This is a genomic window from Marinobacter gudaonensis (assembly GCF_900115175.1).
Classification (GTDB): domain Bacteria; phylum Pseudomonadota; class Gammaproteobacteria; order Pseudomonadales; family Oleiphilaceae; genus Marinobacter; species Marinobacter gudaonensis.
This window is the reverse complement of sequence record NZ_FOYV01000001.1, coordinates 2,795,349-2,819,762: the sequence shown is the minus strand read 5'-3', so window position 1 is coordinate 2,819,762 and position 24,414 is coordinate 2,795,349. Positions and strand designations below refer to the sequence as shown.

Annotated in this window: 22 protein-coding genes; 15 read left to right on the top strand and 7 right to left on the bottom strand. The window is 61.0% G+C overall.

Annotation, left to right across the window (positions count from 1 at the left end):
* Window positions 1-27: 27 nt before the first annotated feature.
* On the top strand, window positions 28-2,799 hold the full coding sequence (gene polA / locus BM344_RS12680; protein WP_091990448.1) for a DNA polymerase I: 2,772 nt from the start codon (window positions 28-30) through the stop codon (window positions 2,797-2,799).
* A 266-nt stretch (window positions 2,800-3,065) separates the two neighbouring features.
* Complete coding sequence (locus tag BM344_RS12675; RefSeq protein WP_091990446.1) at window positions 3,066-3,440, top strand: hypothetical protein; 375 nt, start codon at window positions 3,066-3,068, stop codon at window positions 3,438-3,440.
* Between the two features lie 17 nt (window positions 3,441-3,457).
* Here the strand turns inward: BM344_RS12675 and BM344_RS12670 are convergent, their stop codons facing one another.
* From BM344_RS12670 to BM344_RS12660, 3 genes are all read right to left on the bottom strand, one after another.
* Complete coding sequence (locus BM344_RS12670; RefSeq protein ID WP_091990443.1) at window positions 3,458-4,840, bottom strand: OmpP1/FadL family transporter; 1,383 nt, start codon at window positions 4,838-4,840, stop codon at window positions 3,458-3,460.
* Between the two features lie 119 nt (window positions 4,841-4,959).
* The gene (locus tag BM344_RS12665; RefSeq protein ID WP_091990440.1) at window positions 4,960-6,081 is read right to left on the bottom strand and encodes a PilT/PilU family type 4a pilus ATPase; all 1,122 of its coding nucleotides are present in this window, start codon (window positions 6,079-6,081) and stop codon (window positions 4,960-4,962) included.
* A gap of 216 nt (window positions 6,082-6,297) precedes the next feature.
* Window positions 6,298-7,332: a type IV pilus twitching motility protein PilT gene (locus BM344_RS12660; RefSeq protein ID WP_058091364.1), complete on the bottom strand. Its 1,035-nt coding sequence runs from the start codon at window positions 7,330-7,332 to the stop codon at window positions 6,298-6,300.
* A gap of 141 nt (window positions 7,333-7,473) precedes the next feature.
* On the opposite strand from BM344_RS12660, the gene BM344_RS12655 reads away from it, so the two are divergent.
* From BM344_RS12655 to BM344_RS12610, 10 genes are all read left to right on the top strand, one after another.
* A complete protein-coding gene (locus tag BM344_RS12655; RefSeq protein ID WP_091990437.1) occupies window positions 7,474-8,178 on the top strand; it encodes a YggS family pyridoxal phosphate-dependent enzyme in 705 nt (234 codons plus the stop codon).
* Window positions 8,179-8,239: 61 nt separating this feature from the next.
* A complete protein-coding gene (gene proC, locus BM344_RS12650) occupies window positions 8,240-9,073 on the top strand; it encodes a pyrroline-5-carboxylate reductase (protein WP_091990435.1) in 834 nt (277 codons plus the stop codon).
* A gap of 22 nt (window positions 9,074-9,095) precedes the next feature.
* Window positions 9,096-9,680 (top strand): YggT family protein, encoded by a 585-nt coding sequence (locus BM344_RS12645; RefSeq protein ID WP_091990433.1) that lies wholly within the window; start codon window positions 9,096-9,098, stop codon window positions 9,678-9,680.
* Window positions 9,681-9,925: 245 nt separating this feature from the next.
* Entirely contained in the window at window positions 9,926-11,890 is a 1,965-nt protein-coding gene (locus BM344_RS12640) for a dynamin family protein (protein WP_091990430.1), read from the top strand.
* Between the two features lie 127 nt (window positions 11,891-12,017).
* Window positions 12,018-13,166 (top strand): homoserine O-succinyltransferase MetX, encoded by a 1,149-nt coding sequence (gene metX, locus BM344_RS12635; protein ID WP_091990427.1) that lies wholly within the window; start codon window positions 12,018-12,020, stop codon window positions 13,164-13,166.
* The gene (gene metW, locus BM344_RS12630) at window positions 13,163-13,768 is read left to right on the top strand and encodes a methionine biosynthesis protein MetW (protein WP_091990424.1); all 606 of its coding nucleotides are present in this window, start codon (window positions 13,163-13,165) and stop codon (window positions 13,766-13,768) included. The genes metX and metW overlap by 4 nt, the downstream gene beginning before the upstream one ends.
* Window positions 13,765-14,220 carry a DUF4426 domain-containing protein gene (locus BM344_RS12625; protein ID WP_091990421.1) on the top strand — a complete coding sequence of 152 codons (456 nt, stop codon included), beginning with the start codon at window positions 13,765-13,767 and terminating at the stop codon, window positions 14,218-14,220. The genes metW and BM344_RS12625 overlap by 4 nt, the downstream gene beginning before the upstream one ends.
* 6 nt (window positions 14,221-14,226) lie before the next feature.
* Complete coding sequence (gene rdgB / locus BM344_RS12620) at window positions 14,227-14,838, top strand: RdgB/HAM1 family non-canonical purine NTP pyrophosphatase (RefSeq protein ID WP_091990419.1); 612 nt, start codon at window positions 14,227-14,229, stop codon at window positions 14,836-14,838.
* A 1-nt stretch (window position 14,839) separates the two neighbouring features.
* Window positions 14,840-15,979 carry a radical SAM family heme chaperone HemW gene (gene hemW, locus BM344_RS12615; protein WP_091991101.1) on the top strand — a complete coding sequence of 380 codons (1,140 nt, stop codon included), beginning with the start codon at window positions 14,840-14,842 and terminating at the stop codon, window positions 15,977-15,979.
* The gene (locus BM344_RS12610; RefSeq protein WP_091990416.1) at window positions 15,979-16,512 is read left to right on the top strand and encodes a hypothetical protein; all 534 of its coding nucleotides are present in this window, start codon (window positions 15,979-15,981) and stop codon (window positions 16,510-16,512) included. The genes hemW and BM344_RS12610 overlap by 1 nt, the downstream gene beginning before the upstream one ends.
* Before the next feature lie 70 nt (window positions 16,513-16,582).
* Here BM344_RS12610 and trmB read toward each other — a convergent pair whose 3' ends face one another.
* The 3 genes from trmB to BM344_RS12595 form a co-directional block, all read right to left on the bottom strand.
* A complete protein-coding gene (gene trmB, locus BM344_RS12605; protein WP_091990413.1) occupies window positions 16,583-17,317 on the bottom strand; it encodes a tRNA (guanosine(46)-N7)-methyltransferase TrmB in 735 nt (244 codons plus the stop codon).
* A gap of 72 nt (window positions 17,318-17,389) precedes the next feature.
* Entirely contained in the window at window positions 17,390-18,916 is a 1,527-nt protein-coding gene (locus tag BM344_RS12600; protein ID WP_091990411.1) for a YifB family Mg chelatase-like AAA ATPase, read from the bottom strand.
* 60 nt (window positions 18,917-18,976) lie between these two features.
* Entirely contained in the window at window positions 18,977-19,231 is a 255-nt protein-coding gene (locus BM344_RS12595; protein ID WP_091990407.1) for an accessory factor UbiK family protein, read from the bottom strand.
* 394 nt (window positions 19,232-19,625) lie between these two features.
* Here BM344_RS12595 and glnK point away from each other — a divergent pair, with 394 nt between their 5' ends.
* Both glnK and BM344_RS12585 read left to right on the top strand, forming a co-directional pair.
* On the top strand, window positions 19,626-19,964 hold the full coding sequence (glnK, locus tag BM344_RS12590) for a P-II family nitrogen regulator (RefSeq protein WP_004578958.1): 339 nt from the start codon (window positions 19,626-19,628) through the stop codon (window positions 19,962-19,964).
* Between the two features lie 70 nt (window positions 19,965-20,034).
* Complete coding sequence (locus BM344_RS12585) at window positions 20,035-21,306, top strand: ammonium transporter (RefSeq protein WP_091990403.1); 1,272 nt, start codon at window positions 20,035-20,037, stop codon at window positions 21,304-21,306.
* A gap of 102 nt (window positions 21,307-21,408) precedes the next feature.
* On the opposite strand, the gene speE is transcribed toward BM344_RS12585, so the two are convergent.
* Window positions 21,409-22,290, bottom strand: a complete 882-nt coding sequence (gene speE / locus BM344_RS12580; RefSeq protein WP_091990399.1) for a polyamine aminopropyltransferase — start codon at window positions 22,288-22,290, stop codon at window positions 21,409-21,411.
* 208 nt (window positions 22,291-22,498) lie between these two features.
* Between speE and speA the strand changes: the two genes are divergently transcribed.
* The gene (speA, locus tag BM344_RS12575; RefSeq protein ID WP_091990396.1) at window positions 22,499-24,409 is read left to right on the top strand and encodes a biosynthetic arginine decarboxylase; all 1,911 of its coding nucleotides are present in this window, start codon (window positions 22,499-22,501) and stop codon (window positions 24,407-24,409) included.
* Window positions 24,410-24,414 lie beyond the last annotated feature (5 nt).

Below are 24,414 nucleotides of genomic sequence, written 5' to 3'. Positions count from 1 at the left end.
TCAATCAGATTCCGGACCTGTTTTGACATGACCAGCAAAAACACTCCCCCTGTGGTTCTTGTGGACGGATCGTCCTATCTTTTCCGCGCTTATCACGCACTGCCACCGCTGACCACAAGCAAGGACCACCCCACCGGCGCCATCAAGGGGGTAATCAGCATGATCCGCCGCCTGGAGCAGGATTTTCCCGGCTCCAAGATGGTGGTGGTGTTCGACGCCAAGGGCAAAACCTTCCGTCATGAGATGTACGAGGAGTACAAGGCCAACCGTCCGCCGATGCCGGAGGATCTGGCCTGTCAGATCGAACCAATCCACGAGATCGTAAAGGCCATGGGACTCCCGCTACTGACCGTCAGTGGCGTTGAAGCCGACGACGTGATCGGCACCCTGGCCAACGAGGCCACCAGCAAGGGTATCGACGTCGTGGTGTCTACCGGCGACAAGGACATGGCACAGCTGGTCAGCGATCACGTCACCCTGATCAATACCATGACCGAAACCCGTATGGACCGGGACGGGGTGGTGGAAAAGTTCGGCGTCACCCCCGAGCAGATCATCGATTACCTGGCCCTGGTGGGCGACAAGGTGGACAACATTCCGGGGGTCAACAAATGCGGCCCGAAAACCGCTGTAAAGTGGCTGCAGACCTACGACAACCTGGACAACCTGATCGAGCATGCCGATGAGATCAAGGGCAAGATCGGGGAATACCTCCGGGAGGCCACCGATTCCCTGCCCCTGAGCCGGGAGCTGGCCACCATCCGCACCGATGTCGAGCTGGATTTTGGCCTGGAGGATCTCAAGCTTCGGGAACAGGACGATGACCAGTTGCTTGAGCTGTTCCGGGAATACGAGTTCAAGACCTGGATAGCGGAACTGGAAAACGGCGAGGGCAATCCGGGCAACGCCAGTCATCCCGAAAACAGGCAGGAGTCCAGCCAGAAAGCGGGTTCCAGCTCCGGGCAGAACAGCGGTAACTCATCCGGCTCCCGCAACTACAGCGTGGTGACCGATCAGAAAACCCTGGATAGCTGGCTCAAGAGGCTGAAGGACGCCGACCTGTTTGCCTTCGACACCGAGACCACCAGCCTGCGCTACATTGATGCCGAGATCGTGGGTGTGTCCTTTGCCATCGAGCCGGGCGAAGCAGCCTATGTGCCTCTGGCTCACGATTACATGGGCGCTCCCGAACAGCTGGACCGGGATGAGGTCCTCAAACAGCTCAAGCCGTTGCTGGAAAACCCGAAACTCGCCAAGGTGGGACAAAACCTCAAATACGACAAGAACGTGCTCGCCAACCACGGCATCAACCTGGAAGGCATTGCCGAGGACACCATGCTCGAGTCCTACGTGCTGAACTCCGTGGCCACCCGCCACGACATGGACAGCCTGGCAATGTATTACCTGAACGAGAAAACCATCAGCTACGAGTCGATCGCGGGCAAGGGCGCCAAGCAACTGACCTTCAACCAGATCGAGCTGGAACAGGCCGCGCCCTACGCCGCAGAAGACGCCGACATCACCCTGCGGCTGCACGAGACCCTGAAGCCCAGGCTCGAAGAGACCGGCAAACTGGCCTCGGTGTACCGCGAGATCGACCTGCCACTGGTGCCGGTGCTTTCTCGTATGGAGCAACGCGGCACCCTGATCAACGCCAGCACCCTGCGCCAACACAGCCAGGAACTGGCCGAGCGCATGGCGGAACTGGAGAAAGAGGCTCACGAAGTGGCTGGTGAGACGTTCAACCTGGGCTCCACCAAGCAATTACAGGCGCTTTTCTACGACAAGCTTGGCCTGCCGGTGATCAAGAAAACCCCGAAAGGGGCCCCGTCCACGGCCGAGCCGGTGCTGCAGGAACTGGCCCACGAACATGAGCTGCCACGCCTGATTCTGGAACACCGGAGCCTGAGCAAGCTCAAGTCGACCTACACCGACACCCTGCCGGAGCTGATTCACCATCGAACCGGCCGCGTGCACACCTCGTATCATCAGGCGGTCACGGCCACCGGCCGGCTGTCCTCGTCGGAACCCAACCTGCAGAACATTCCCATCCGCAGTGAACAGGGGCGGCGCATCCGCCAGGCGTTCATCGCGCCGGAGGGCTTCAAACTGGTGGCGGCGGATTACTCCCAGATCGAGCTGCGGATCATGGCCCACCTGTCCGGCGACAAAGGACTGTTGAAGGCGTTCGAGAAAGGCGAGGACATTCACAAGGCCACGGCCGCCGAAGTCTTTGGCGTGAGCCTGGACGAGGTCTCCGCCGATCAGCGGCGCAGTGCCAAGGCCATCAACTTCGGCCTGATCTACGGAATGTCGGCCTTTGGCCTGTCCCGCCAGCTGGATGTGGAGCGTAAGCTGGCCCAGCAATACATCGACCGTTATTTCGAACGCTACCCCGGCGTGCTCAAATACATGGACAACATCCGCAAACAGGCCCACGACGACGGCTTCGTGGAAACCCTCTTTGGCCGGCGCCTGTACCTGCCCGAGATCAACGCCCGCAACAAGCAGATGCAGCAGGCGGCGGAGCGCACCGCCATCAACGCGCCCATGCAGGGTACGGCGGCTGACATCATCAAACGCGCCATGGTAGAGGTGGAAAACTGGCTCCTGCGCGAGCACGCGGACGACGCCCGCATGACCATGCAGGTGCACGACGAACTGATCCTCGAGGTCCGGGAATCAGCCCTCGACAAGATTCGTGACGGCCTGGTGCAACGCATGTCGGCAGCCGCCGATCTGCATGTCCCCCTGCTTGTGGAAGCCGGTGCCGGCGACAACTGGGACGAAGCCCATTAGCACACCAACTTGGGGCAAGAAAGCACCGGAGCGCACCGAAACAGGCCAATCCCGCCGCCATTCATCGAGCCTCCCGGTCGTCGCCGGGATCGCCCACGCGCGTTGCCACGGGATCCCGGGCGCGCCGCTAAGGGCGGAGGCGGGCACGGGGAAGCGGATAGAGAAGAGTGCGGCACGATATTCGCTTCTGTTACCCAGTCGGCGTCCGTTCCGCTTTACCATCGCGGGCGGCGCCATGCGGTGACACTTTCTCCGAGGCTCACACCATGACTTCTCTGGTATCTGAACGTAGCTGGCTGCTGGAACCCAGCGTGCTGAAACTGGTTCACCAGTGCCGACGCCTGATTCACACGGAATTTGGCGTCAAACTGCATCTCACGGATGAGCACTTGGAACAGCAGCTTGCGGAGTATGCGGGCAAAACCCGCTCCAGCCACCTGATCCGCACCTGGGAAACGCTCAAGCAGCAGGTTCCGCAGCTGAACATTGAGCCCGAAACCGAGGACGACGGCCTGAAACGGACGTACCGCGGCCAGGTGATCGCCGATGCGCCGGCGGCGTCATCGACCCCCGAGGCAAACGAGGCATTCCACCCGCCGCGAAAGACCAAAGTGATCTACCGTGGCCAGGTGGTAGGCTGACAGACGATATTGAAGGATCAAAATGCCTTGCTGACTTCAACCGCCGCACTCAGGGCGCTCAGGTCGTAGCTGCCCTGGTAACGGGCGGGCGTGGCTGGCTGTGTGGGGTTCTGGTGGGTGTATTCCCGGTCATCAACGTCGGCATCTCCGGAAAACAGCAGGGTGCCGACGGCCGCATCAACGGTCCAGCCGGTGCTGACATCTTTCCACTGAGCGCCGAGGGTCAGCCAGTGGCGGTCCTCTGAGGGAATCCGCGCCGTCACGTACTGCTCGTTCACCGGCGATTCATCCCAGGCATAACCGGCTTTCAGCGCCCACTCCGGGGTTGCCTGCCAGATGCCGCCTAAGTTGAACTGCCAGGTGTTCTGCCACTTCTCGGTGACGTGGTTGATATAGGGATACCCGGAAACCGAAGACACTTCACCCGGCGACTCCCGACGGCTGATGATATCCAGCTCTTCAAAGCGGCTCCATTTTGCGTAAGTGGCGCCAGCCAGAACGGTAAACTCATCGTTGAAGCGGTGGCGCAGACCCAGGGTTGCGCTCTCGGGAATCGCCAGGGGCACTCGGACCTTTTCTGTGAGCGTGGTGGTCTGGCCCGGAGAACTCAGCACGGGAAAATCGGAGATGGTAGCGTCGCCTTTGAGATCCAGTTCGGTGCCGGTCTGCGCACTCAGACCAATCTGGGTCATCTCTGAGATCTCGTACAGAAAACCCACCCGGAAGGTCGCGCCAATGTCATCGCCTTCGATATCGGCATACGGCTCGTCCAACGCGAGCGCGGCGGGGCCCGCAATGCCACTCAGGTCCTGGTATCGGGTGAGTCGACCTTCGGCATAGATCAGGTTGATCCCTGCGCCCATCGACAGTCCGTTACCGTTGCTGACGGAGATTGAAGGCGTGAAGGCAATGGCCGTCAATTCGGTCTTGTCTGCAAAGAACCGGCCGGCAAAACCGTCGTCGTAGTCTGCAGCCAGACCGTAAGGCGCGTGAATACCAAAGCCGACATCAATAGTGTCGCTGACTTCGTGGGTGAGGTAGAAATTGGGGAGCACGGCCGGGTCGGCAATGTCGCCCCCGGTTGTCGCTGGCTGCACAGGAACCGCCGGGTTTTGCCGCGTGGCAGAGATGGTGTTTTCCCGGGCCTCGGCATCAATATCCAGAACCGCTGCACCAAACGAAATGTTGGTGCCAGACAGCTGACTCATGCCGGCGGGATTGAACAGCACCGTGGTGGCATTCTCGGGGTTGGCAGCGGCACCCGCGTTGGCGGTGCCCATGGCGCTGGCACTCTGTTCATTCAGGGAAAAACCGCCTGCCAGTGCGGTGGCGGGGACTGCAACGGCAGCCAGAGTGGCGAAGCGTATGGCACGTGCAAGCATTGGCGATATCTGGCGCATGGTATCTCCTTGTTGATTTGCGCGGAGTATACGCACCACGACCAATTGGCCTCAAATGCCATCACTAACCGTTCAGGGCACTAACTTTCTACCACTAAAGTCGAACCCGGCAACAACCCTCAGTCATCCTGAATCGACAGCTTGTCCACGGTGGAAGACAACTTGTCGGCTCCCTGGGCATCAGCACCCAGCTTGATCATCAAGCGCAGATCGTTCGCGGAATCCGCGTGTGCCAGTGCATCCTCATAAGTAATCGAGCCCTCGGCGTACAGCCGATAAAGTGCCTGGTCAAAGGTCTGCATGCCGGATTCGTTGGATTTGGCCATCAGCTCCTTGAGCCGGTGCACCTCACCCTTGCGGATCAGATCCGCCACCAGCGGGGTGTTGATCAGCACCTCGATGACCGCTTTGCGGCCCTTACCGTCGGGGGTGGGCACCAGCTGCTGGGCTACAATGGCCTTGAGGTTCAGGGACAAGTCCATCCAGATCTGGTTATGCTGCTCCGGCGGGAAAAACTGGATGATCCGGTCCAACGCCTGGTTGGCGTTGTTGGCGTGCAGGGTAGCCAGACACAGGTGGCCGGTCTCGGCAAACTGCACCGAGTACTCCATGGTCTGGCGGGTCCGTACCTCACCGATCAGGATAACGTCCGGCGCCTGCCGCAGGGTGTTCTTCAGGGCCACCTCGAAGCTCTCGGTATCGATCCCCACCTCGCGCTGGGTGACAATACAACCCTGGTGCTGGTGCACGAATTCGATCGGATCCTCGATGGAGATAATGTGACCGCGACTGTTGCGGTTCCGGTGCCCCAGCATGGCCGCCAGTGAGGTGGACTTACCGGTGCCGGTAGCGCCCACGAACATGATCAGACCGCGCTTGGTCATGGCCAGGTCCTTGATAACCTCTGGCAGCGCCAGGTCATCAATCTGCGGAATCTTTACCTCGATCCGGCGCAGCACCATGCCGCACAGGTTGCGCTGGAAAAACGCGGATACCCGGAATCGGCCAATGCCGCGGGCGCTGATGGCAAAGTTACACTCGTGGGTTTCCTCGAACTCGGCGCGCTGTTTGTCATTCATGGCGCCGTAGACAAACTCCCTCGTCTGCTCCGGCGTCAGCGCGTTCTTGGTGACCGGCAGAACCTTCCCGTTCACTTTCATGCTCGGTGGCACACCTGCGGTAATAAACAGGTCTGAACCGCCCTTTTCCACCATCAGCCGTAACAGTTTTTCGAATTCCATTTTTTGTACCCAATCTTCATCGTCTGGTGCTTGGGTGGGGCGGGTTCCGCCTCCCGGGACACGCTGTGAATACGTCCGTGTACGCTTGACTGCAGCATCCATGCTGCAGACAGTCCCGGGAGGCGGAACCCGCCCCACCCGTCAAACTGTATTCGGGGAGTCTTTTGAATTCCCCGCCTGCTCCTGGCACCAACGACACGGCCGGGAGCAATCCAATTAAAAGTTATCAGGCATCTTGGCCTTGGCCCGCGCCGCTTCCCGAGAAATCAGCCCCTTCTGCAGCAGCCGCTCCAGGCACTGGTCGAGGGTCTGCATGCCCAGGGAACCACCGGTCTGGATCGACGAGTACATCTGCGCAATCTTGTCTTCCCGGATCAGGTTCCGGATCGCAGAGGTGCCGATCATGATCTCGTGGGCCGCAATCCGCCCGCCGCCCATTTTCTTCATCAGGGTCTGGGAAATAACCGCCTGAAGGGATTCAGACAGCATCGAACGCACCATGGATTTTTCCTCGGCCGGGAACACATCCACCACCCGGTCGATGGTCTTGGCCGCAGAGGTGGTGTGCAGGGTGCCAAAAACCAGGTGGCCGGTTTCGGCGGCGGTCAGCGCCAGGCGAATGGTTTCCAGGTCCCGGAGCTCGCCCACCAGAATGATGTCCGGGTCTTCCCGCAGAGCGGAACGCAGGGCTTCATTAAAGCCCAGAGTGTCCCGGTGCACTTCCCGCTGGTTGACCAGGCACTTCTTGGAGTCGTGAACGAATTCGATGGGGTCCTCAATGGTGAGGATGTGCTCGTACCGGGTGTCGTTGATGTAGTCCATCATCGCCGCCAGGGTGGTGGACTTACCGGAACCGGTGGGGCCCGTTACCAGCACCAGGCCCCGGGGCACCGAGGAGATGTCCTTGAACACCTGCCCCATACCGAGGTCTTCCATGGTCAGAACCTTGGAGGGGATGGTCCGGAACACGGCGCCCGCGCCCCGGTTCTGGTTAAATGCATTCACACGGAAACGGGCAACGCCGGGCACTTCGAACGAGAAGTCGGTCTCCAGAAACTCCTCGTAATCCTTCCGCTGCTTGTCATTCATGATGTCGTAGATCAGCCCGTGGACTTCTTTATGCTCCATGGGCGGGAGGTTGATGCGGCGCACATCACCATCCACACGAATCATCGGGGGCAGGCCGGCGGACAGGTGCAAGTCAGACGCGCCCTGTTTCGCCGAGAAGGCAAGCAGTTCAGTAATATCCATAGGAGTCCTCGGAAGGCGTTTTTCTTTTATTCCGGTTGCTTCCGCCCGGCGGGGACCCGGCGGGGTTCACTTGGCATTTCAGTGACCTGCGGGTAACGTGTCACCGTACAAGTGACAGACCGGGCGTGGCGATTTCACACTATGAGCAGCATAGCAGACAACATCGGGAGCGTAACCCGACGCATACAAAAAGCAACATTGCAGGCGGGCCGCTCGCCGGGCTCGGTGCGGCTGCTCGCGGTCAGCAAGACCCGGCCCGCCGAAGACCTGCGTGAGGCATTCGCCGCCGGGCAGGTAGCGTTCGGGGAAAACTATGTTCAGGAGGCCCTCGAAAAACAGGAGGCCCTCGCCGACCTACCCGACATGGAATGGCACTTCATCGGCCCCATCCAGTCCAACAAGACCCGCCAGATTGCGTCATCGTTCGATTGGGTCCACAGTGTCGATCGCCTGAAAATCGCCCGCAGGCTCAATGACCAGCGGGGTGACACCCTACCCCCGTTGAATATCTGCCTGCAGGTCAATATTAATGAAGAAGAGAGCAAGTCCGGGTGTCGGGTTGACCAACTGCCCGGACTGGTCGAAGCCGTCGGCGAACTGCCCAACCTCAGGCTCCGTGGTCTGATGGCCATCCCGGACCCGTCGCAACCGGAGGCCGAATTGAGGGCGAGCTTCCGCAAGCTGGCCAACACCCTGAAAGCATTGAAAGGCGACCACCCCGACGCCGGGCCACTGGACACCTTGTCCATGGGCATGTCGGGGGATCTGGAGCTGGCGATCGCCGAGGGAGCAACCTGGGTGCGCGTGGGCACCGCACTGTTCGGCGAACGCCCGGCGAAGAGCTGAACCGGCCGGTTCCTGCTATCATCAGGGCCGGACGTTTAACCGATCAACCCGGGAGTGAATCTTGAGCACATCACCAACCATTTCGTTCATTGGTGCCGGCAACATGGCCAGCGCCATCATTGGCGGTATGCTGGATAACGGCTACAAAGCCGGCAACATCTGGGTCAGCGCACCGGACGACGCGCACCTGCAGACCATTCGCAAGCGCTTCGGGGTGAGTGTTACCACCGACAACCGCTACTGCGCCCAACAGGCCGACATGGTGGTGCTCGCGGTTAAGCCCCAGGTGATGGCGGATGTCTGTCGCGACATCGCGCCGGTGGTGCAGAACACGCGTCCGCTGATGGTCTCCATTGCTGCCGGCCTGACTGCCGATACGCTCGACGGCTGGCTCGGCGGCGGCTTGCCGTTGGTTCGCGTCATGCCGAACACCCCCTCGCTGGTAGGCAAAGGCGCAGCAGGACTCTTCGCCAACAAAGACGTAAAGGACAAGCAGAAGAAGATGGTGGAGTCGGTCTTCGAAAGCATTGGCTCCGCCCTGTGGGTCGAGGACGAGAATCTGCTGCATGGCGTCACCGCCCTGTCCGGCAGTGGACCGGCCTATTTCTTCCTGATGCTCGAAGCACTCGAAGAGGCCGCGACCGACGCTGGCATCGCCGCCGATACCGCCCGGGAACTGGCCATCCAGACCATGGCCGGCGCCGCCGAAATGGCGGCTCGCAGCGAACACGATCCGGGCCAGCTCAAGCGCAACGTGATGTCTCCCGGCGGCACCACCGAACAGGCCATCAACACGTTTGAAGACGGCGGCATGCGCGATCTGGTGCGCAAGGCGTACAAAGCCGCCTTCAAGCGCTCGGAAGAAATGGCCAAAGAACTGGCCGGCAAACAGTAACCGATAACGGAGACACGGCTTCATGCTGGCAGACATTCTGATTACGATCCTGCTGATCGCATCCACCTTCTACATGACCATCGTGCTGTTGCGCTTCCTGCTGCAGTTGGCCCGGGCTGACTTCTACAACCCGATCTCCCAGTTCGTGGTAAAGGCCACCAACCCGCCGCTGCGCCCTCTGCGCCGTTTCATACCCGGCTGGGGCGGCATCGACGGCGCCTCACTGGTACTGGCTGTGGTCATACAGGCCATCACCTTCTTCCTGATCCTGGTGGCGCTGAACGGCGGCATTCCTTCGGTTAATCCCGTCACGCTGCTGGTGTGGGCCGTGCTCAACGTGCTGGATCTGATTGTGAAGATCTATTTCTGGTCGGTAATCGCCATCGTGGTGGTGAGCTGGATTGCGCCCCAGAGCGGGCACCCGGCGATTCAGCTGGTGGCGCAGATTACCGAGCCGGTCATGCGCCCGGTCCGCAACATCATGCCCTCCATGGGTGGCCTGGACCTGTCGCCGATCATTGTATTCCTGATCCTGAACGTCATTTCCGTGGTTATTGACCACATGAAACTGGCCGCGGGTCTCGGCTCCATCGGTCTGGGACTGTAAACAGTGTCTCAAATATACACTCTGTAACACTTATCCACGAAACACTGCAATCCAGGGCTTTGAATCTATATCAATGATTTCAAAGCCCTTTTTATTTTTTTCCTGCCCAAGAAACGGCTCTGCCGTCGCAGGCCTCGCCGCAAACATTGAAAGAACAGGATAGTATTACCGGTAATTAATCCGTCACCCGGGCGCAGCCCTTCCTGCCCCCGGAATACCCGGAAGTCGCGCAGAAGGAAAATCCGATGAATCAACAGGGAACTCTGTCGCAGCAGGTAGAGGCTTATCACAACTGGAAGAAAGAGCTGATCCGGCAGATTGGCCGCTACCGGTTGTGGCTGCAGGATAACGATCTGTTCTCCGACGATGTCAGCACCCGTATCCGCCACGGGCTGGAACTGCTGATTGAGGACGAGTTGACCATCGCCTTCGTGGGGGAATACTCCCGCGGCAAGACCGAGCTGATCAACGCTTTGTTTTTCTCGGAATACGGCCAGCGCATGCTGCCCTCCCAGGCGGGGCGTACCACCATGTGCCCCACCGAGCTCTTCTTCGATCGCAGCGCCAACGAAAACTACCTGCTATTGCTGCCCATTGAGACCCGCACCGGCGAACTCTCGCTGCAGCAATTGCGCAAGCAGCCGGAACGCTGGGTGAAGCACGAGCTCGACGAACGCGATCCGGAAATCATGCGCGAGGTGCTTGCGGAAGTGGCCCGGGTAAAGAGCGTGTCGCCGGAGGAAGCGCGGGGACTCGGCTTCGACGAAGGCATGCTCGAGCACGACCGCAACAATCCGGGCAACGTTCTGGTACCGGCCTGGCGCAACGCCCAGATCAGCATCCGACACCCGCTGTTCGAGCGTGGACTGCGTATTCTCGATACCCCGGGTCTGAACGCCCTCGGTTCGGAGCCCGAGCTGACCATCAGCATGCTGCCCCGGGCCCATGCCGTGATCTTTGTGCTCAGCGCCGACACCGGCGTGACCGCCAGCGACATGACCATCTGGAAAGAGCACATCGACACCCAGCACGCGGATCATCGGGCTGGCCGTTTTGCCGTGCTGAACAAGATCGACGTGCTCTGGGACGACCTCCAGGGCGAACGCCATACCCAGGAAGCCATCGACCGGGTTCGCAGCTACACCGCCGATCACCTGGGCATGCGCCAGCATGATGTCATTCCGGTCTCTGCCAAGCAGGGGCTGCTGGCCCGCGTGCGCAAGGACGAGACGCTGTTCGACAAATCCAATGTCGGCCAGCTTGAGCAGTTGATCATTCAGCGCATCCTGATGCACAAGGAACAGTTGATCACCCAGAGCCTGATCAACGATCTGCTGGGCATGCTGCAGAACAGTCAGGCGGCCATGCAATATCGACTGGAATCCCTCGAGGAGGAACTCCAGGCCTGCTCCGGAGTGACCATGGACAAGGCTGCTCTGAGCCGCCTTGCCGAGCGGGCACAGAAGGATTACGACTTTTACTACAAGAAGCTGATCACCCTGCGCTCCAGCCGTCGCCTGATGGACTCCCAGGGCGACATGCTGAAAAAACTGGTCAGCGAGGAGCGTTTCGAAAATCACGCCGAGCGGGTGCGGGCCAGCATGTCCAAGAGCTGGACCACCGCGGGCATGAACCGCGCCATGGACCAGTTCTTCGAGCTGCTGGAAAGCGATCTGACCAACCTGCTCAGTGAAGGCCACCTGGCGGAGAAAATGGTGGGCGCCATTTACCGACGCTACAACGAGGACAGTCGCGCCCGGCACCTGGAGCCCATTCCCCTGCGCGCCGGCCGGCATGTGATCGCCATACGGGAACTGCGCAAGAAGGCCCGTCGCTTTCGGATCAGCCCGAAAAACCTGCTCACCGAGCAGTCGGTGCTGGTGCGACGCTTCTTCAACGTGATGGTGAGCGAGACCCGCACCCTCCACGCCCGGGTACGCCAGGACGTGGAGCGCTGGCCCTCAGAGGCCCTGCTTCCCATCATGCAGTACTCCATGGAACAGAAGCAGCTGCTGGAACACCAGATTCGCCGTCTGAGGGATATGGTTCGCAACGACAGGGACAGCCGGGCAGAACGCCAGCGACTCAACAACACCATCGCCGATCTGCGCCGACAGCTTGAGCTGGCCGATGCCATGCAACGCCAGATCCGCAAGCCGGCCCCCACCCTGATCCAGCAAAAAGTGGTGAATATCTCCGGGGCGGTCTGAGCCCCGTCAGAGCAACCTTGCAGGCGGTTGCAGCCATCCCGCCCCGGCTTTAAACTGCTGGGCTGGCGATGGCTTTGTCATTGCTTTTCCAGACACTTACGGATCGAACCAGGAACCACGCGCGCCGATGCCCGATTCCCTGCCTGCGGACTCTGTTGGGATTGTCACCCCGCAGACCCATCATTTCGACGTTCCCATCGATCTGGCCTGCGGTCAGACCCTGGAAAGCTATGACCTTGTGGTGGAAACCTACGGCACACTGAACGCCGATGCCAGCAACGCCGTGCTCATATGCCATGCCCTGAGCGGGCACCATCATGCCGCCGGCTACCACACACCCGACGACCGCAAACCGGGCTGGTGGGACAGCTGCATCGGCCCTGGCAAGCCCATCGATACCAACCGCTTTTTTGTAGTCAGCCTGAACAATCTGGGCGGCTGCCACGGCAGCACCGGCCCCAACAGCACCAACCCCGCCACCGGTAAACCCTACGGCCCGGAGTTCCCCGTTATCACTGTGGGCGACTGGGTGAAAAGCCAGGCGCTGCTGGCCGACCGGCTTGGCATTGAGTGCTGGGCCGCCATTGTCGGCGGATCTCTGGGCGGCATGCAGGCGCTGCAATGGAGCCTTGATTACCCCGACCGGCTGCGGCACGCCGTCGTCATTGCCTCCACCCCGAGGCTGACCGCCCAGAACATTGCCTTCAACGAAGTGGCCCGCCAGGCCATCACCACCGACCGGGAGTTCCATGACGGGCGCTACTACGACCACGACACCGTGCCCCGTCGGGGCCTGATGCTGGCACGGATGGTCGGGCACATCACATACCTGTCCGACGCTTCGATGGGCGAGAAATTCGGCCGGGAGCTTCGGGACCAGGCCTACAAGTTCGGCTATGACGCGGAATTTCAGGTTGAGAGCTATCTCAGGTATCAGGGCGAGCGATTCTCGGAATCCTTCGATGCCAACACCTATCTGTTGATGACCCGGGCACTGGACTATTTCGACCCCGCCTACGAATTTGGCGGCGACCTTTCAAAGGCGCTGGCATCAGCCCGATGCGAATACCTGGTGCTGTCGTTCAGCACCGACTGGCGCTTCACCCCCGCCCGCTCGGAGGAAATGGTCAACGCCATGATTGCGGCCCGCAGAAAAGTCAGCTATGCCGAAGTCGATGCCCCCTGGGGCCATGATGCCTTCTTGATTCCGACTCCACGGTACACCGATATCTTTACCGCCTACATGGATCGGGTGGCCAGGGAGGTGGGCGCATGAGACCCGACCTTGAAATAATCCAGCAGTGGGTGCAGCCCGGCGAGCACGTGCTCGACCTCGGGTGCGGCGATGGCACCCTGCTCGACTTCCTGCAGCGGGAAAGGGGCGCCAGTGGCTTTGGCCTTGAAATCAATCCGGACCACATCACCACCTGCATGGGCCGGGGCGTTGCCGTGATCGAACAGAACCTGGACACACAGGGCCTTGGCAACTTTGACGATGGCAGCTTCGATATTGTCCTGATGACCCAGGCGCTCCAGGCGGTCCGGCGGCCCGACAAGGTCCTGGACGAAATGCTGCGGGTGGGCCGCGAGGGCATTGTCACTTTCCCCAACTTTGCCCACTGGCGTCTACGCTGGGGGTTGACCCTGAGCGGTCGCATGCCCGAATCCGAGGCACTGCCGTATAAATGGTACAACACACCCAACATCCGGCTGTGTACCTTCAAGGACTTCGAGGCGCTGTGCCGCCAGAAAGGCATCCGGATCAAGAGCCGGCGGGTAGTAGACGGCCAGCACCAGAACAGTTGGCTGGCGCGACTCTGGCCAAACCTGCTGGGTGAGATTGCCATTTACCGCATAACACGGGAGAACAAGCAATGACGGCAAAACGCTTTACAACCGTATGCACGCTTCTGGCGACCCTGATTCTGGCGTCTGTGAGCCTTCATGCCCGGGCAGGCTCCAAGGATTTTGGCGACTACACCGTGCTCTGGAGCGTGCTGCCAAGCACCTTTCTGGCTCCCGAAGTGGCCAGGGCCAACAATCTGCAGCGCAGCAAGGGCATCGGCATCGTCAATATCTCCATTATGAAGGAGAACGGCAACGGCGGCATGACACCGGTGACCGGCCAGGTTGAAGGCCGGGTTTCCAACGATGTACAGCAGGTGAATTTCCTGGCATTCCGCCGCATCCAGGAGGGCGAATCGGTGTACTTCATTGCCGAGTACCAGTACAGCTCGGGCGAGCTGATGACCTTCAACATCACCGCGCGACCGACCGGCTATCAGGAAGACCTGGCCGTTCGCTTTGCCCACACCCTGTTCAGCGACTGAGCCAATATGACGGAAAAACTGGTCATTGCCAGCAACAACAAGGGCAAGATTGCGGAGCTTTCAGAGTTACTGGCACCCCTGGGCATGACCCCGGTGGCTCAGGGCGAGCTGGGCGTCGACGAGGCCGATGAGCCCGCGGTGACCTTTGTCGAGAACGCCATCCTGAAAGCGCGGCATGCGGCACGCGCTACCGGTCTGCCAGCCCTGGCCGACGACAGCGGTCTGGCGGTGGATGCCCTCGGCGGGCGGCCGGGCGTCCGCTCGGCCCGTTTCGCCGGGGATGATGCCTCCGACGAGGACAACGTGCAGGCCCTGCTCGAGGCCCTGGCCGACGTGGAGGACGCACGCCGGGGCGCACAGTTCCACTGTGTCCTGGTGTACCTGCGCCACGCCGACGACCCGACCCCGATCATCTGTCACGGCCGCTGGCCCGGCACCATTCTCCGGGCGCCCCGGGGCGACGGTGGGTTTGGCTACGATCCGGTGTTCCTGGCGCCGGAACATAATTGCAGCGCTGCCGAACTGTCCCGGGCGGAAAAAGGACGTATCAGCCATCGTGGTCGTGCCCTGAGCTTGCTGCTGGAACAGCTCCGTGCGGGATTCCCTGCCGGTGGCTGACATGCCGGTGCAGGCCGTGCGGCCACCTTTGAGTCTTTACATCCACGTTCCCTGGTGCGTTCGCAAGTGTCCCTACTGCGACTTCAATTCTCACGCCCTGCAGGGGGAGCTTCCGGAATCTGCCTACCTCGACGCGCTGCTGGAAGACCTGGACCAGGACCTGGCGCTGGTTTCCGGACGGAAGATCTCCACGGTGTTTATCGGCGGCGGCACGCCGTCGCTGTTGAGTGGCGCCTTTTACCAGGCGCTGTTTGGCCGCCTGCGCGAGAAACTGGCTCTGGCCGTGGACGCCGAAATTACCCTGGAAGCCAACCCCGGCACGCTGGAGGCAGGGCGTTTCGAGGCCTTTCGCAAGGCCGGCATCAACCGGCTCTCGATTGGCGTCCAGAGCTTCGACCCGGACCACCTGACCGTGCTGGGGCGAATCCATGACAGCGACTCCGCCCATCGGGCGATCCAGACCGCCCGGCAGGCCGGATTCGATAACTTCAACATTGACCTGATGCACGGTTTGCCAGGCCAGACGCCGGAGCAGGCGGTCCGCGATCTTGAGGCCGCCCTGGCCTACGAGCCGCCTCATCTGTCCTGGTACCAGCTGACGCTCGAGCCGAACACCGAGTTCTACAGCCGACCTCCAAGTCTGCCCGACGACGATCGCCTTTGGGATATCTACCAGCAGGGTGCCCGTTTCCTCCGGGCGCATGGCTATCGCGACTACGAAGTTTCCGCCTGGTGCCGTAACAATCGCGCCTCACGTCACAATCTTAATTACTGGACCTTCGGCGACTACCTGGCGCTCGGTGCCGGCGCCCACGGCAAGGTCAGTTTTGCGGACGGTCGCATCCAGCGCTACTGGAAAACCCGGCAACCCGAGGCTTACCTGAACCGCATTGGCAGCCGCACCGCTGGCACTGCCGAGATTGAGCCCGACGAGCGACCGCTGGAGTTTCTGATGAACGCCCTGCGGCTGAGTGAAGGTGTGGATGAGACGCTTTTTTTACAGCGCACGGGTTTACCCCTGGCAACAGTTGGGGTAAAACTTGATCAATTGAGAAAGGAAGGATTGCTGGAAAAAGGTCGGCTGCAGGCCACCGACCTTGGCCAGAGATATCTGAACAGCCTGTTGGAGCGTTTTCTGTAATGGACCCCGCACACGCCGCGCCAGCCCTGCCTACAGGCCTGAAAGCCAGCCTGTGCGTTTCCGCTGTACTCCTGCTGGCACTGCTGCTGATCAACCAGCCCCTGCAAACGCCTTCAGCACCCCAGGGCATCGTCAGCTTTCAGCTCGCTGGCAGTGCCGATCACGCCGAGGCCATTCTTACCAGTTGGCAAACCGACGGGATCGGCTGGGCGAGGATCTCCCTGTGGGTGGATTTCCTCTTTATTCCCGTCTACATGCTGGCGCTGATTCACCTCACCCGGCACTTTACCCGGGACCGCCCGGGTATTCGCGAGCGGATGAGTGCCCGTTGGGTGCGGGCGCTGTTCACCACCGCTGGCCTGAGTGATGTAACGGAAAACATCCTGCTTCTGAACAACCTGAACCCGCCCACGGATGCCATGACCCTGTCGGCGACGCTCTGCGCCCTGATCAAGTTTACCGCCCTGACCCTGGGTATCGCCGGCCTGGTGATCATCCGGGCGTCCCGGCGACACCCCCTCGCCCACCACTGACCAGCACACCAATGGGGACCAGCACACCAATGGGGCGTACTCCCGCCAGGGCGTGCTGCCAAAACAAGAATCAGTTGGTGCGATAGAACAGCAGATCCCAGACCCCGTGGCCCAGGTTTTCACCACGCTTCTCGAACTTGGTCATGGGGCGGTCGTCCGGGCGAGGTGAATAGCCACCAGATTCCTGGGTGTTGGCGAATCCCTCCGACTCGTTCATCACCTCCATCATGTGTTCGGCATAGTTCTCCCAGTCCGTTGCCAGGTGCAGTATGCCCCCAACCCGAAGCTTGTGACGGACGCGCTGTACGAACTCATGCTGGATCAGCCGGCGCTTGTGATGACGCTTCTTGTGCCAGGGGTCCGGGAAGAACACCATCACCCTGTCGAGGCAGGCGTCGGGCAGGCACAGGTCAATAACGTCGTTGGCGTCGATGCTGTAGATCCGGACATTCTCCAGGCCCCGGTCCTCGATCTCCTTGAGCAGTGCCCCGACGCCGGGCTGGTGTACCTCAACGCCGATAAAGTCCTGCTCGGGGGAGGCTTCGGCCATGTCCGCCAGTGATTTCCCCATGCCAAACCCGATTTCGAGGTTCAGCATGTTATCGCGGCCGAATACCTCGCGAGGGTCGATCATGCCGTGCTCACGGGTCAGGCCATATTTGGGCCAGCTACGCTCAAAAGCCTTTTTCTGACCTTCAGTCATCCGGCCCTGGCGCAACACAAAGCTGCGCACACCGCGACGCGTGGTAACCGGCGATTCCGCGGCCGTGTCTTTCGGATCTTGCGGGTTGTTCTGGTCAGTCATCTGCAATCCTTAACCGCAGGCAGCGGGAGTTGTTCATCGAGATTTGCCACCAGTTTACCAGAGTGGTGCGCGTCAGGCGGAGACCAAGGACTGCCCGCCCTGTTGCCGATCCAGATTGCGATAGCCAAGGGCCTCGACCAGGTGGCTGTGCGCCAACTGGTCACAGCCCTCCAGATCGGCGAGCGTTCTGGCTACCCGGAGGATGCGGTGCAGGGCCCTGGCCGAGAGCCCCAACCGCTCCATGGCACCTGACAACAGCTGCTCCCCTCTGGTATCAAGCCGACAGGCTGCCTGGAGATCGCGGCCTGCGAGATTTGCGTTCAGGCAACGCCGCTGCCCCTGGCGCTGTCGCGCCGCAATCACGCGCTCGCGCACGGAGGCACTGCTCTCTCCGTCGCATCCCTCCGCCATCAGCACACTGCCACCCTGCACTGGTACTTCGATATGCAGGTCGAAGCGATCCAGGAGCGGGCCGGAAATCTTCGAGCGATAGCGCATCACCTGCTGAGGCGTACACTGACACTCGATGCTGGGGTGGCCGCTGTAGCCACAGGGGCAGGGATTCATGGCGCCCACCACCTGGAACCGGGCGGGGAACCGGACCTGCCGCGCCGCGCGACTGATGGCAATCTCGCCGGTCTCCATCGGCTCCCGAAGCACCTCCAGCACCCGGCGCTCAAACTCAGGCAGCTCGTCGAGGAACAATACGCCCTGATGGGCCAGTGAGATTTCTCCCGGTCGCGGGCTGCTGCCACCTCCCACCAGGGCAACGGCAGACGCGGTGTGATGGGGCGCCCGGAAGGGTGGCTCGCGCCAACGTCCCTCACGCACCGGCAAGCCGGCTACAGAGTGAACGCTGGCCACTTCCATGGCCGCGGCGTCTTCCAGCGCCGGCAGTATGCCCGGCAGTCGACTGGCAAGCATGCTCTTACCGGTGCCCGGTGGCCCGAAAAACAGCAGGTTGTGGCCTCCGGCTGCCGCCACTTCCAGTGCACGCCGGGGTACCCGCTGGCCCCGGACTTCCGACAGGTCCGGACCGTCCGACGGCGCGTCCCGGGCCAGCGAGCAACGAGCCACCGGCACCAGCCGGGCCCGACTACTGAGATGTTCACACACCGCCAGCAGATGTCCGGCGGCCAGCACATCATCCCGGCTTGCAAGGGACGCTTCACCGGCGTTGGCTTTCGGCACCAGCAGCGCCCGCTCATCATCCCGTGCCGCCAACACCGCAGGCAGCACCCCCTTGACCGGTCGCAGGGCACCATCCAGGGACAGTTCACCAAGAAACTCGCAGCCGGTCAGGCTGTCGGCCGGTATCTGGCCGGAGGCCGCCAGAATGCCCAGGGCGATAGGCAGGTCGAAACGGCCGCCCTCCTTGGGCAGATCAGCGGGAGCCAGGTTGATGGTGATGCGTCGCGCCGGAAACTCAAAGCCGGCGTTGAGCAGGGCGCTTCGCACCCGCTCCTTGCTTTCCCGGACGCCGGTTTCCGGCAGTCCGACTATAGACAGTGCAGGAAGTCCTCCGGAGAGGTGGACTTCTACGGTAACCGCAGGCGCGGACACGCCGATGATGGCGCGCGCATGGACAATCGCTAGCATGACAACCTTCCCTGGTCGGTAATTCAATAACTGACCCGGCGTCCTGCCGGGCCCTGTAACTCAGTTCGCGGCCCGGGACTTCTCCAGCTCCGCCACCCGCTTCTCAAGAGCTTCGACCTTTTCGCGGGTTTTCATCAGCACCGCCTGCTGGGCATCGAATTCTTCGCGGGTTACCAGCTCCAGACGGGAAAGCACGGCCATAACCGCCGCCCGGGCCTGGGTTTCAAAATCTTCCCGGGCGGCGCGGGCCATGTCGGGAACAAACTGGCCGAACTGGCCCTGCAGCTGGGCAAAAATATCTTGTGGACCTTTCACTTGTCACCTCCCTTGATTCCCGTAGTGCCGTTCCAATAAAGCCCGGATATCACCAGACGGGACGACTATTGACCGAACGGTGGGAGTGTATCACACCGCAGCTACTGCCATACTGTAGCCGGTCAGCGGTATACTGCGCACCGACCGGGCGAGCCCTGCTCTAATTTGGCTCACACTCGGGAGGCGCGCTTCATTTTGGTGCACATCTTTGCTCCATTCTGGGACGGCCGCAAACCATATTGTTGTTTTTAATGAATTTTTTTGCGTTGGCATACCCGATGCTAAAGCTCTCGTACGCAATCCGCACAATTGGTGTGCGAGGTGGCAGCATCCCGAACTCAACAAACGGCCGACGGGCCCTCAATGTTGGGACGGCTTTACCAAGGAGAAAGCAATGAAACTTGTGACAGCGATCATCAAGCCTTTCAAATTGGATGATGTCCGTGAGGCACTATCCGAGATTGGCGTGCAAGGCGTAACCGTCACTGAAGTCAAAGGCTTCGGTCGGCAGAAAGGCCACACAGAACTCTATCGTGGCGCGGAATACGTGGTGGACTTCCTGCCCAAGGTCAAGGTGGAGGTTGCCATCGGCGACAACCTGCTCGACCAGGTCATCGAATCCATTACCAAGGCAGCCAACACCGGCAAGATCGGTGACGGCAAGATCTTTGTAACCGAACTGGAACAGGCCATCCGGATCCGGACGGGCGAAACCGGCGAAGAAGCGGTGTGAACCAGTTCTGACGCAGAACAGCCAACGCAAAAAATTCTAAACCTGAAAAGCCTCGTGCGGAGGGCTTCAAATGGAAAGCAACATCTTTCACCTGCAGTACGCTATAGATACCTTTTATTTTCTGGTGTGCGGCGCATTAGTCATGTGGATGGCAGCTGGCTTTGCCATGCTCGAATCCGGCCTGGTGCGTGCCAAGAACACCACGGAAATCCTGACCAAGAACGTGGCCCTGTTTGCCATTTCCTGCATCATGTACCTGGTGTGCGGCTACGCCATCATGTACGGCGGCAACATCTTCCTGTCCGGCATTGCCGACGTAGATACCGCTGCGGTGCTCGGCGATTTTGCCGGCCGTGAAGACGGCTTCGAGGGTGGTTCCATCTACTCCGGCGCTTCTGACTTCTTCTTCCAGGTCGTGTTCGTTGCCACCGCCATGTCCATCGTGTCCGGTGCCGTGGCCGAGCGTATGAAGCTGTGGGCCTTCCTGGTATTCGCCGTGTTCATGACCGGCTTTATCTACCCGCTGGAAGGTGCCTGGACCTGGGGCGGTGCCTCCGTGTTTGGCATGTACACCCTGGGCGACCTTGGCTTCAGTGACTTTGCCGGTTCCGGTATCGTGCACATGGCCGGTGCGGCTGCCGCTCTTGCCGGTGTACTCCTGCTCGGCGCCCGTAAGGGCAAGTACGGCCCCAACGGCGAAATCCGCGCCTTCCCGGGCGCCAACCTGCCGCTGGCTACCCTGGGTACCTTCATCCTGTGGATGGGCTGGTTTGGCTTCAACGGCGGTTCCGTCCTGAAACTGGGCGACATCGCCAGCGCCAACTCCGTGGCCATGGTGTTCCTGAACACCAACACGGCAGCTGCCGGTGGCGCCGTCGCGGCCCTGATCACCGCTCGCCTGATGTTCGGTAAGGCCGACCTGACCATGCTGCTGAACGGTGCCCTGGCCGGTCTGGTGACCATCACCGCCGAGCCGTCCACCCCGAGCGCGCTGACTGCCACTCTGTTCGGCGCCATCGGCGGCGTACTCGTAGTCCTGAGCATCGTGACCATGGACAAGCTGCGGATCGACGACCCGGTCGGTGCCATCTCGGTACACGGTGTCTGTGGTCTGCTGGGCCTGCTGCTGGTGCCGCTCACCAACGGCGACGTCACCTTCACCGGCCAGATTGTTGGCGCCATTACCATCTTCGTCTGGGTGTTCGTTGCCAGCCTCGTGGTCTGGGGCATCCTGAAGGCTGTCATGGGCCTGCGGGTCAGCGAAGAAGACGAGTACGAAGGTGTGGATCTGTCCGAGTGTGGTATGGAAGCCTATCCGGAGTTTGTCAGCGGCAAGCAGTAAGCGCTGACTCCATAACGAAGAAGGGGCGCCATCCGGCGCCCCTTTTTTTGCCTTCACGGAACTGGCTGGCCAGTTCCGGTTGGTCATTCTCTGCGCGTTTGATCAGCCCTCTTCCGGGCGAACCTCGTCTTCCAGTGCATCCACCATGAACTGCGGCATGGCCAGTGCGCCCCGATGTACACCTGCGTTGTAGTAACGGGTCACGAAAGGTCGGTTGTTGGCGTCCTCCTCCCGGAAATAGCGCAGCGGATTCTCCTTGCTGGCCATGGTGCAGCTCCACCAGCCGGTGGGATAGACCGGCTGCGGGAACGGCAGGGTCTGTACGTGTTCGAACCCGGCCTTGCGCATGTCCTTGTGGATATCCCTGATGATGCTGTCGGTGTGCAGCAGCGGCGATTCGCTCTGCTGCACAATAATGCCGCCCTCGCGCAGGGCCAGCATGGCATCCCGATAGAAATCCAGGGCGAACAGGCCTTCGGCCGGCCCTACCGGATCGGTGCTGTCGATGATGATCAGGTCGACACTGTTCGGCTCGATATCCCGCATCCACTGGATGCCGTCACCGAAGAAGAAATTGGCCCGGGGATCGCCGTTGGCCTCGCAAAGCTCGGGAAAGTACTTCTCCGACATGCGGGTGACCCTTTCGTCGATTTCCACCTGCCAGGCTTCCTCAACACCGGGATGTTTGAGTACCTCTTTCAGGGTGCCGCAATCACCGCCGCCGACAATCACCACCTTTTTCGGGTTCCGATGGGTGAACAGCGCCGGATGGGTCATCATCTCGTGGTAGAGGAAATTGTCACGGGTGGTGAGCATCACACAGCCGTCGAGCACCATCAGGTTGCCAAACGTCTCGGTTTCGTAGATCTCCAGTTTCTGGAACGGGGTCTGCTCCTCGTGCAGTTTCCGTTTCACCTGCAGGGAAAATGCCGTGCCCTGGTCCTGGAATACCTCGGTAAACCAGCCATCGTTCAATGCTGCCATGTTTTGCCTCCCGCTGTCGGCCTTGGGCTGAGTCAAAAGGGCGTATTGTAGGGCCGGCCCGAGCTGAGCTAAAGCGCAAATCGTCGGAGCGTCCGGATATTTTCCGGGCCCGGTTCTTTTAGCCCGGGGCCGGAATCCATACAATGACCGCCAAAGGCCGCCGGCTGCAACGCCCCGCCGGCCAGTGTTTCCAGACAGGATAGCAAGCATGAGCAAAGCCAGCGCTACCCCGGCCCACCAGGTCTACAACATTGCCCACTGGAGCGACGGCTACATCGACGTCAACGCCCGTGGGGAAGTCCTGATCCGCCCCGACCGGGGCCAGACCCCCGCGGGCATCAACCTTCCAGAGCTGACCCGCACACTCACAGGCTCCGGCGTCCAGTTACCGGTACTGGTGCGCTTTGTCGATATCCTGCACGACCGGGTCAACAAGCTCTGCAACGCCTTCAACCGCGTTGCCAGTGAACAGGCCTACCAGGGCCGATATACCGCGGTTTACCCCATCAAGGTCAACCAACAGCGACGGGTCGTGGAGGAACTGCTGGCAACCGAGCCGGCGGCATCCAATGGCCAGATCGGCCTTGAGGCCGGCAGCAAGCCGGAGTTGATGGCGGTACTGGCGATGTCGCAGCAAAAGGGCTCGGTGATTGTCTGCAACGGTTACAAGGACCGGGAGTACGTTCGCCTGGCGCTGATCGGCCAGGCCCTGGGCCACCAGGTGTTCATTGTGGTCGAAAAGAAATCCGAGCTGCCGCTGATCCTGGAGGAATCCCGGGCCCTGGGCGTAACACCACTGATTGGCGTGCGCGCGCGCCTGGCAACCATTGGCAAGGGCAACTGGCAGAACACCGGCGGCGAAAAATCCAAGTTCGGTCTCTCGGCCAGCCAGGTGCTGGACGTAGTGGATACCCTCAAAGAGGCCGGAGCCCTGGACACGCTGCAACTGCTGCATTTCCACCTGGGCTCCCAGATTGCCAATATCCGCGATATCCAGACCGGCCTGCGCGAATGCGCCCGGTTCTACAGCGAGCTTCGCCAGATGGGCGCGCCCATCGGCACGGTCGACATTGGTGGGGGGCTTGGTGTCGATTACGAGGGCACCCGCTCCCGCAGCAGTTGCTCCATGAATTACAGCGTCTATGAATACGCCTACAATGTGATCCACGTTCTGCAGGCCGAATGCGACCGGCAGGGTATCCCGCATCCGGACCTGATCAGCGAATCCGGCCGGGCCCTCACCGCCCACCATTCCGTACTGGTGACCAATGTCATCGACCGCGAAGCGCCCGAGAACCGCCAAGCGCTGCAGCCCAATGATAACGCGCCGGCACCCCTGCATGATCTTTGGCGCGACCTGGAAAGCCTGCAGGACGCTCACACACCACGCTCCCTGGCGGAGATCTACCACGACGTCCTGCACGCCATGGCCGATGTCCACGCCCAGTTTGCCCACGGGGTTCTGAGCCTTCGGGAGCGGGCCGACGCCGAAATCCTGTATACCGGTTGCTGCCGGCTGCTGCGCGAGCAGTTGAACGGCAGCAATCGCGCCCATCGGGAAATCATCGACGAGCTCAATGAAAAGCTGGCGGAGAAGCTGTTCGTGAACTTCTCGCTGTTTCAGTCGCTCCCCGACGTCTGGGGCATTGACCAGATCTTCCCGGTCATGCCCGTCAACGGCCTGGACCGACCCCTCAACCGCCGCGCGGTGATTCAGGACATCACCTGCGACTCCGATGGCCGGATTGACCGGTATGTGGATGGCCAGGGCACAGAAACCACGCTGCCCCTGCCCGAGGAGAAAGCCGGCGAACCGCTGCTCATGGGCTTTTTCATGACCGGCGCCTACCAGGAAATCCTGGGCGACATGCATAACCTGTTCGGCGACACCCATTCGGTTGATGTCCGCCTGACCACGGACGGCGGCTATCAGATCAGCGAGCCGATAACCGGCGACACTGTGGCCAAGGTACTCCGGTACGTGAACTTTGAACCCCAGACCCTTCTGGAGGCTTACCGTCGCAAGTTTTCGGCTTCCGGACTGCCGGCCGACACCCAGTCGGCGCTGCTCGGGGAACTGGCGGCAGGGCTGGATGGCTACACCTACCTGGAAGAGTAGCCAGC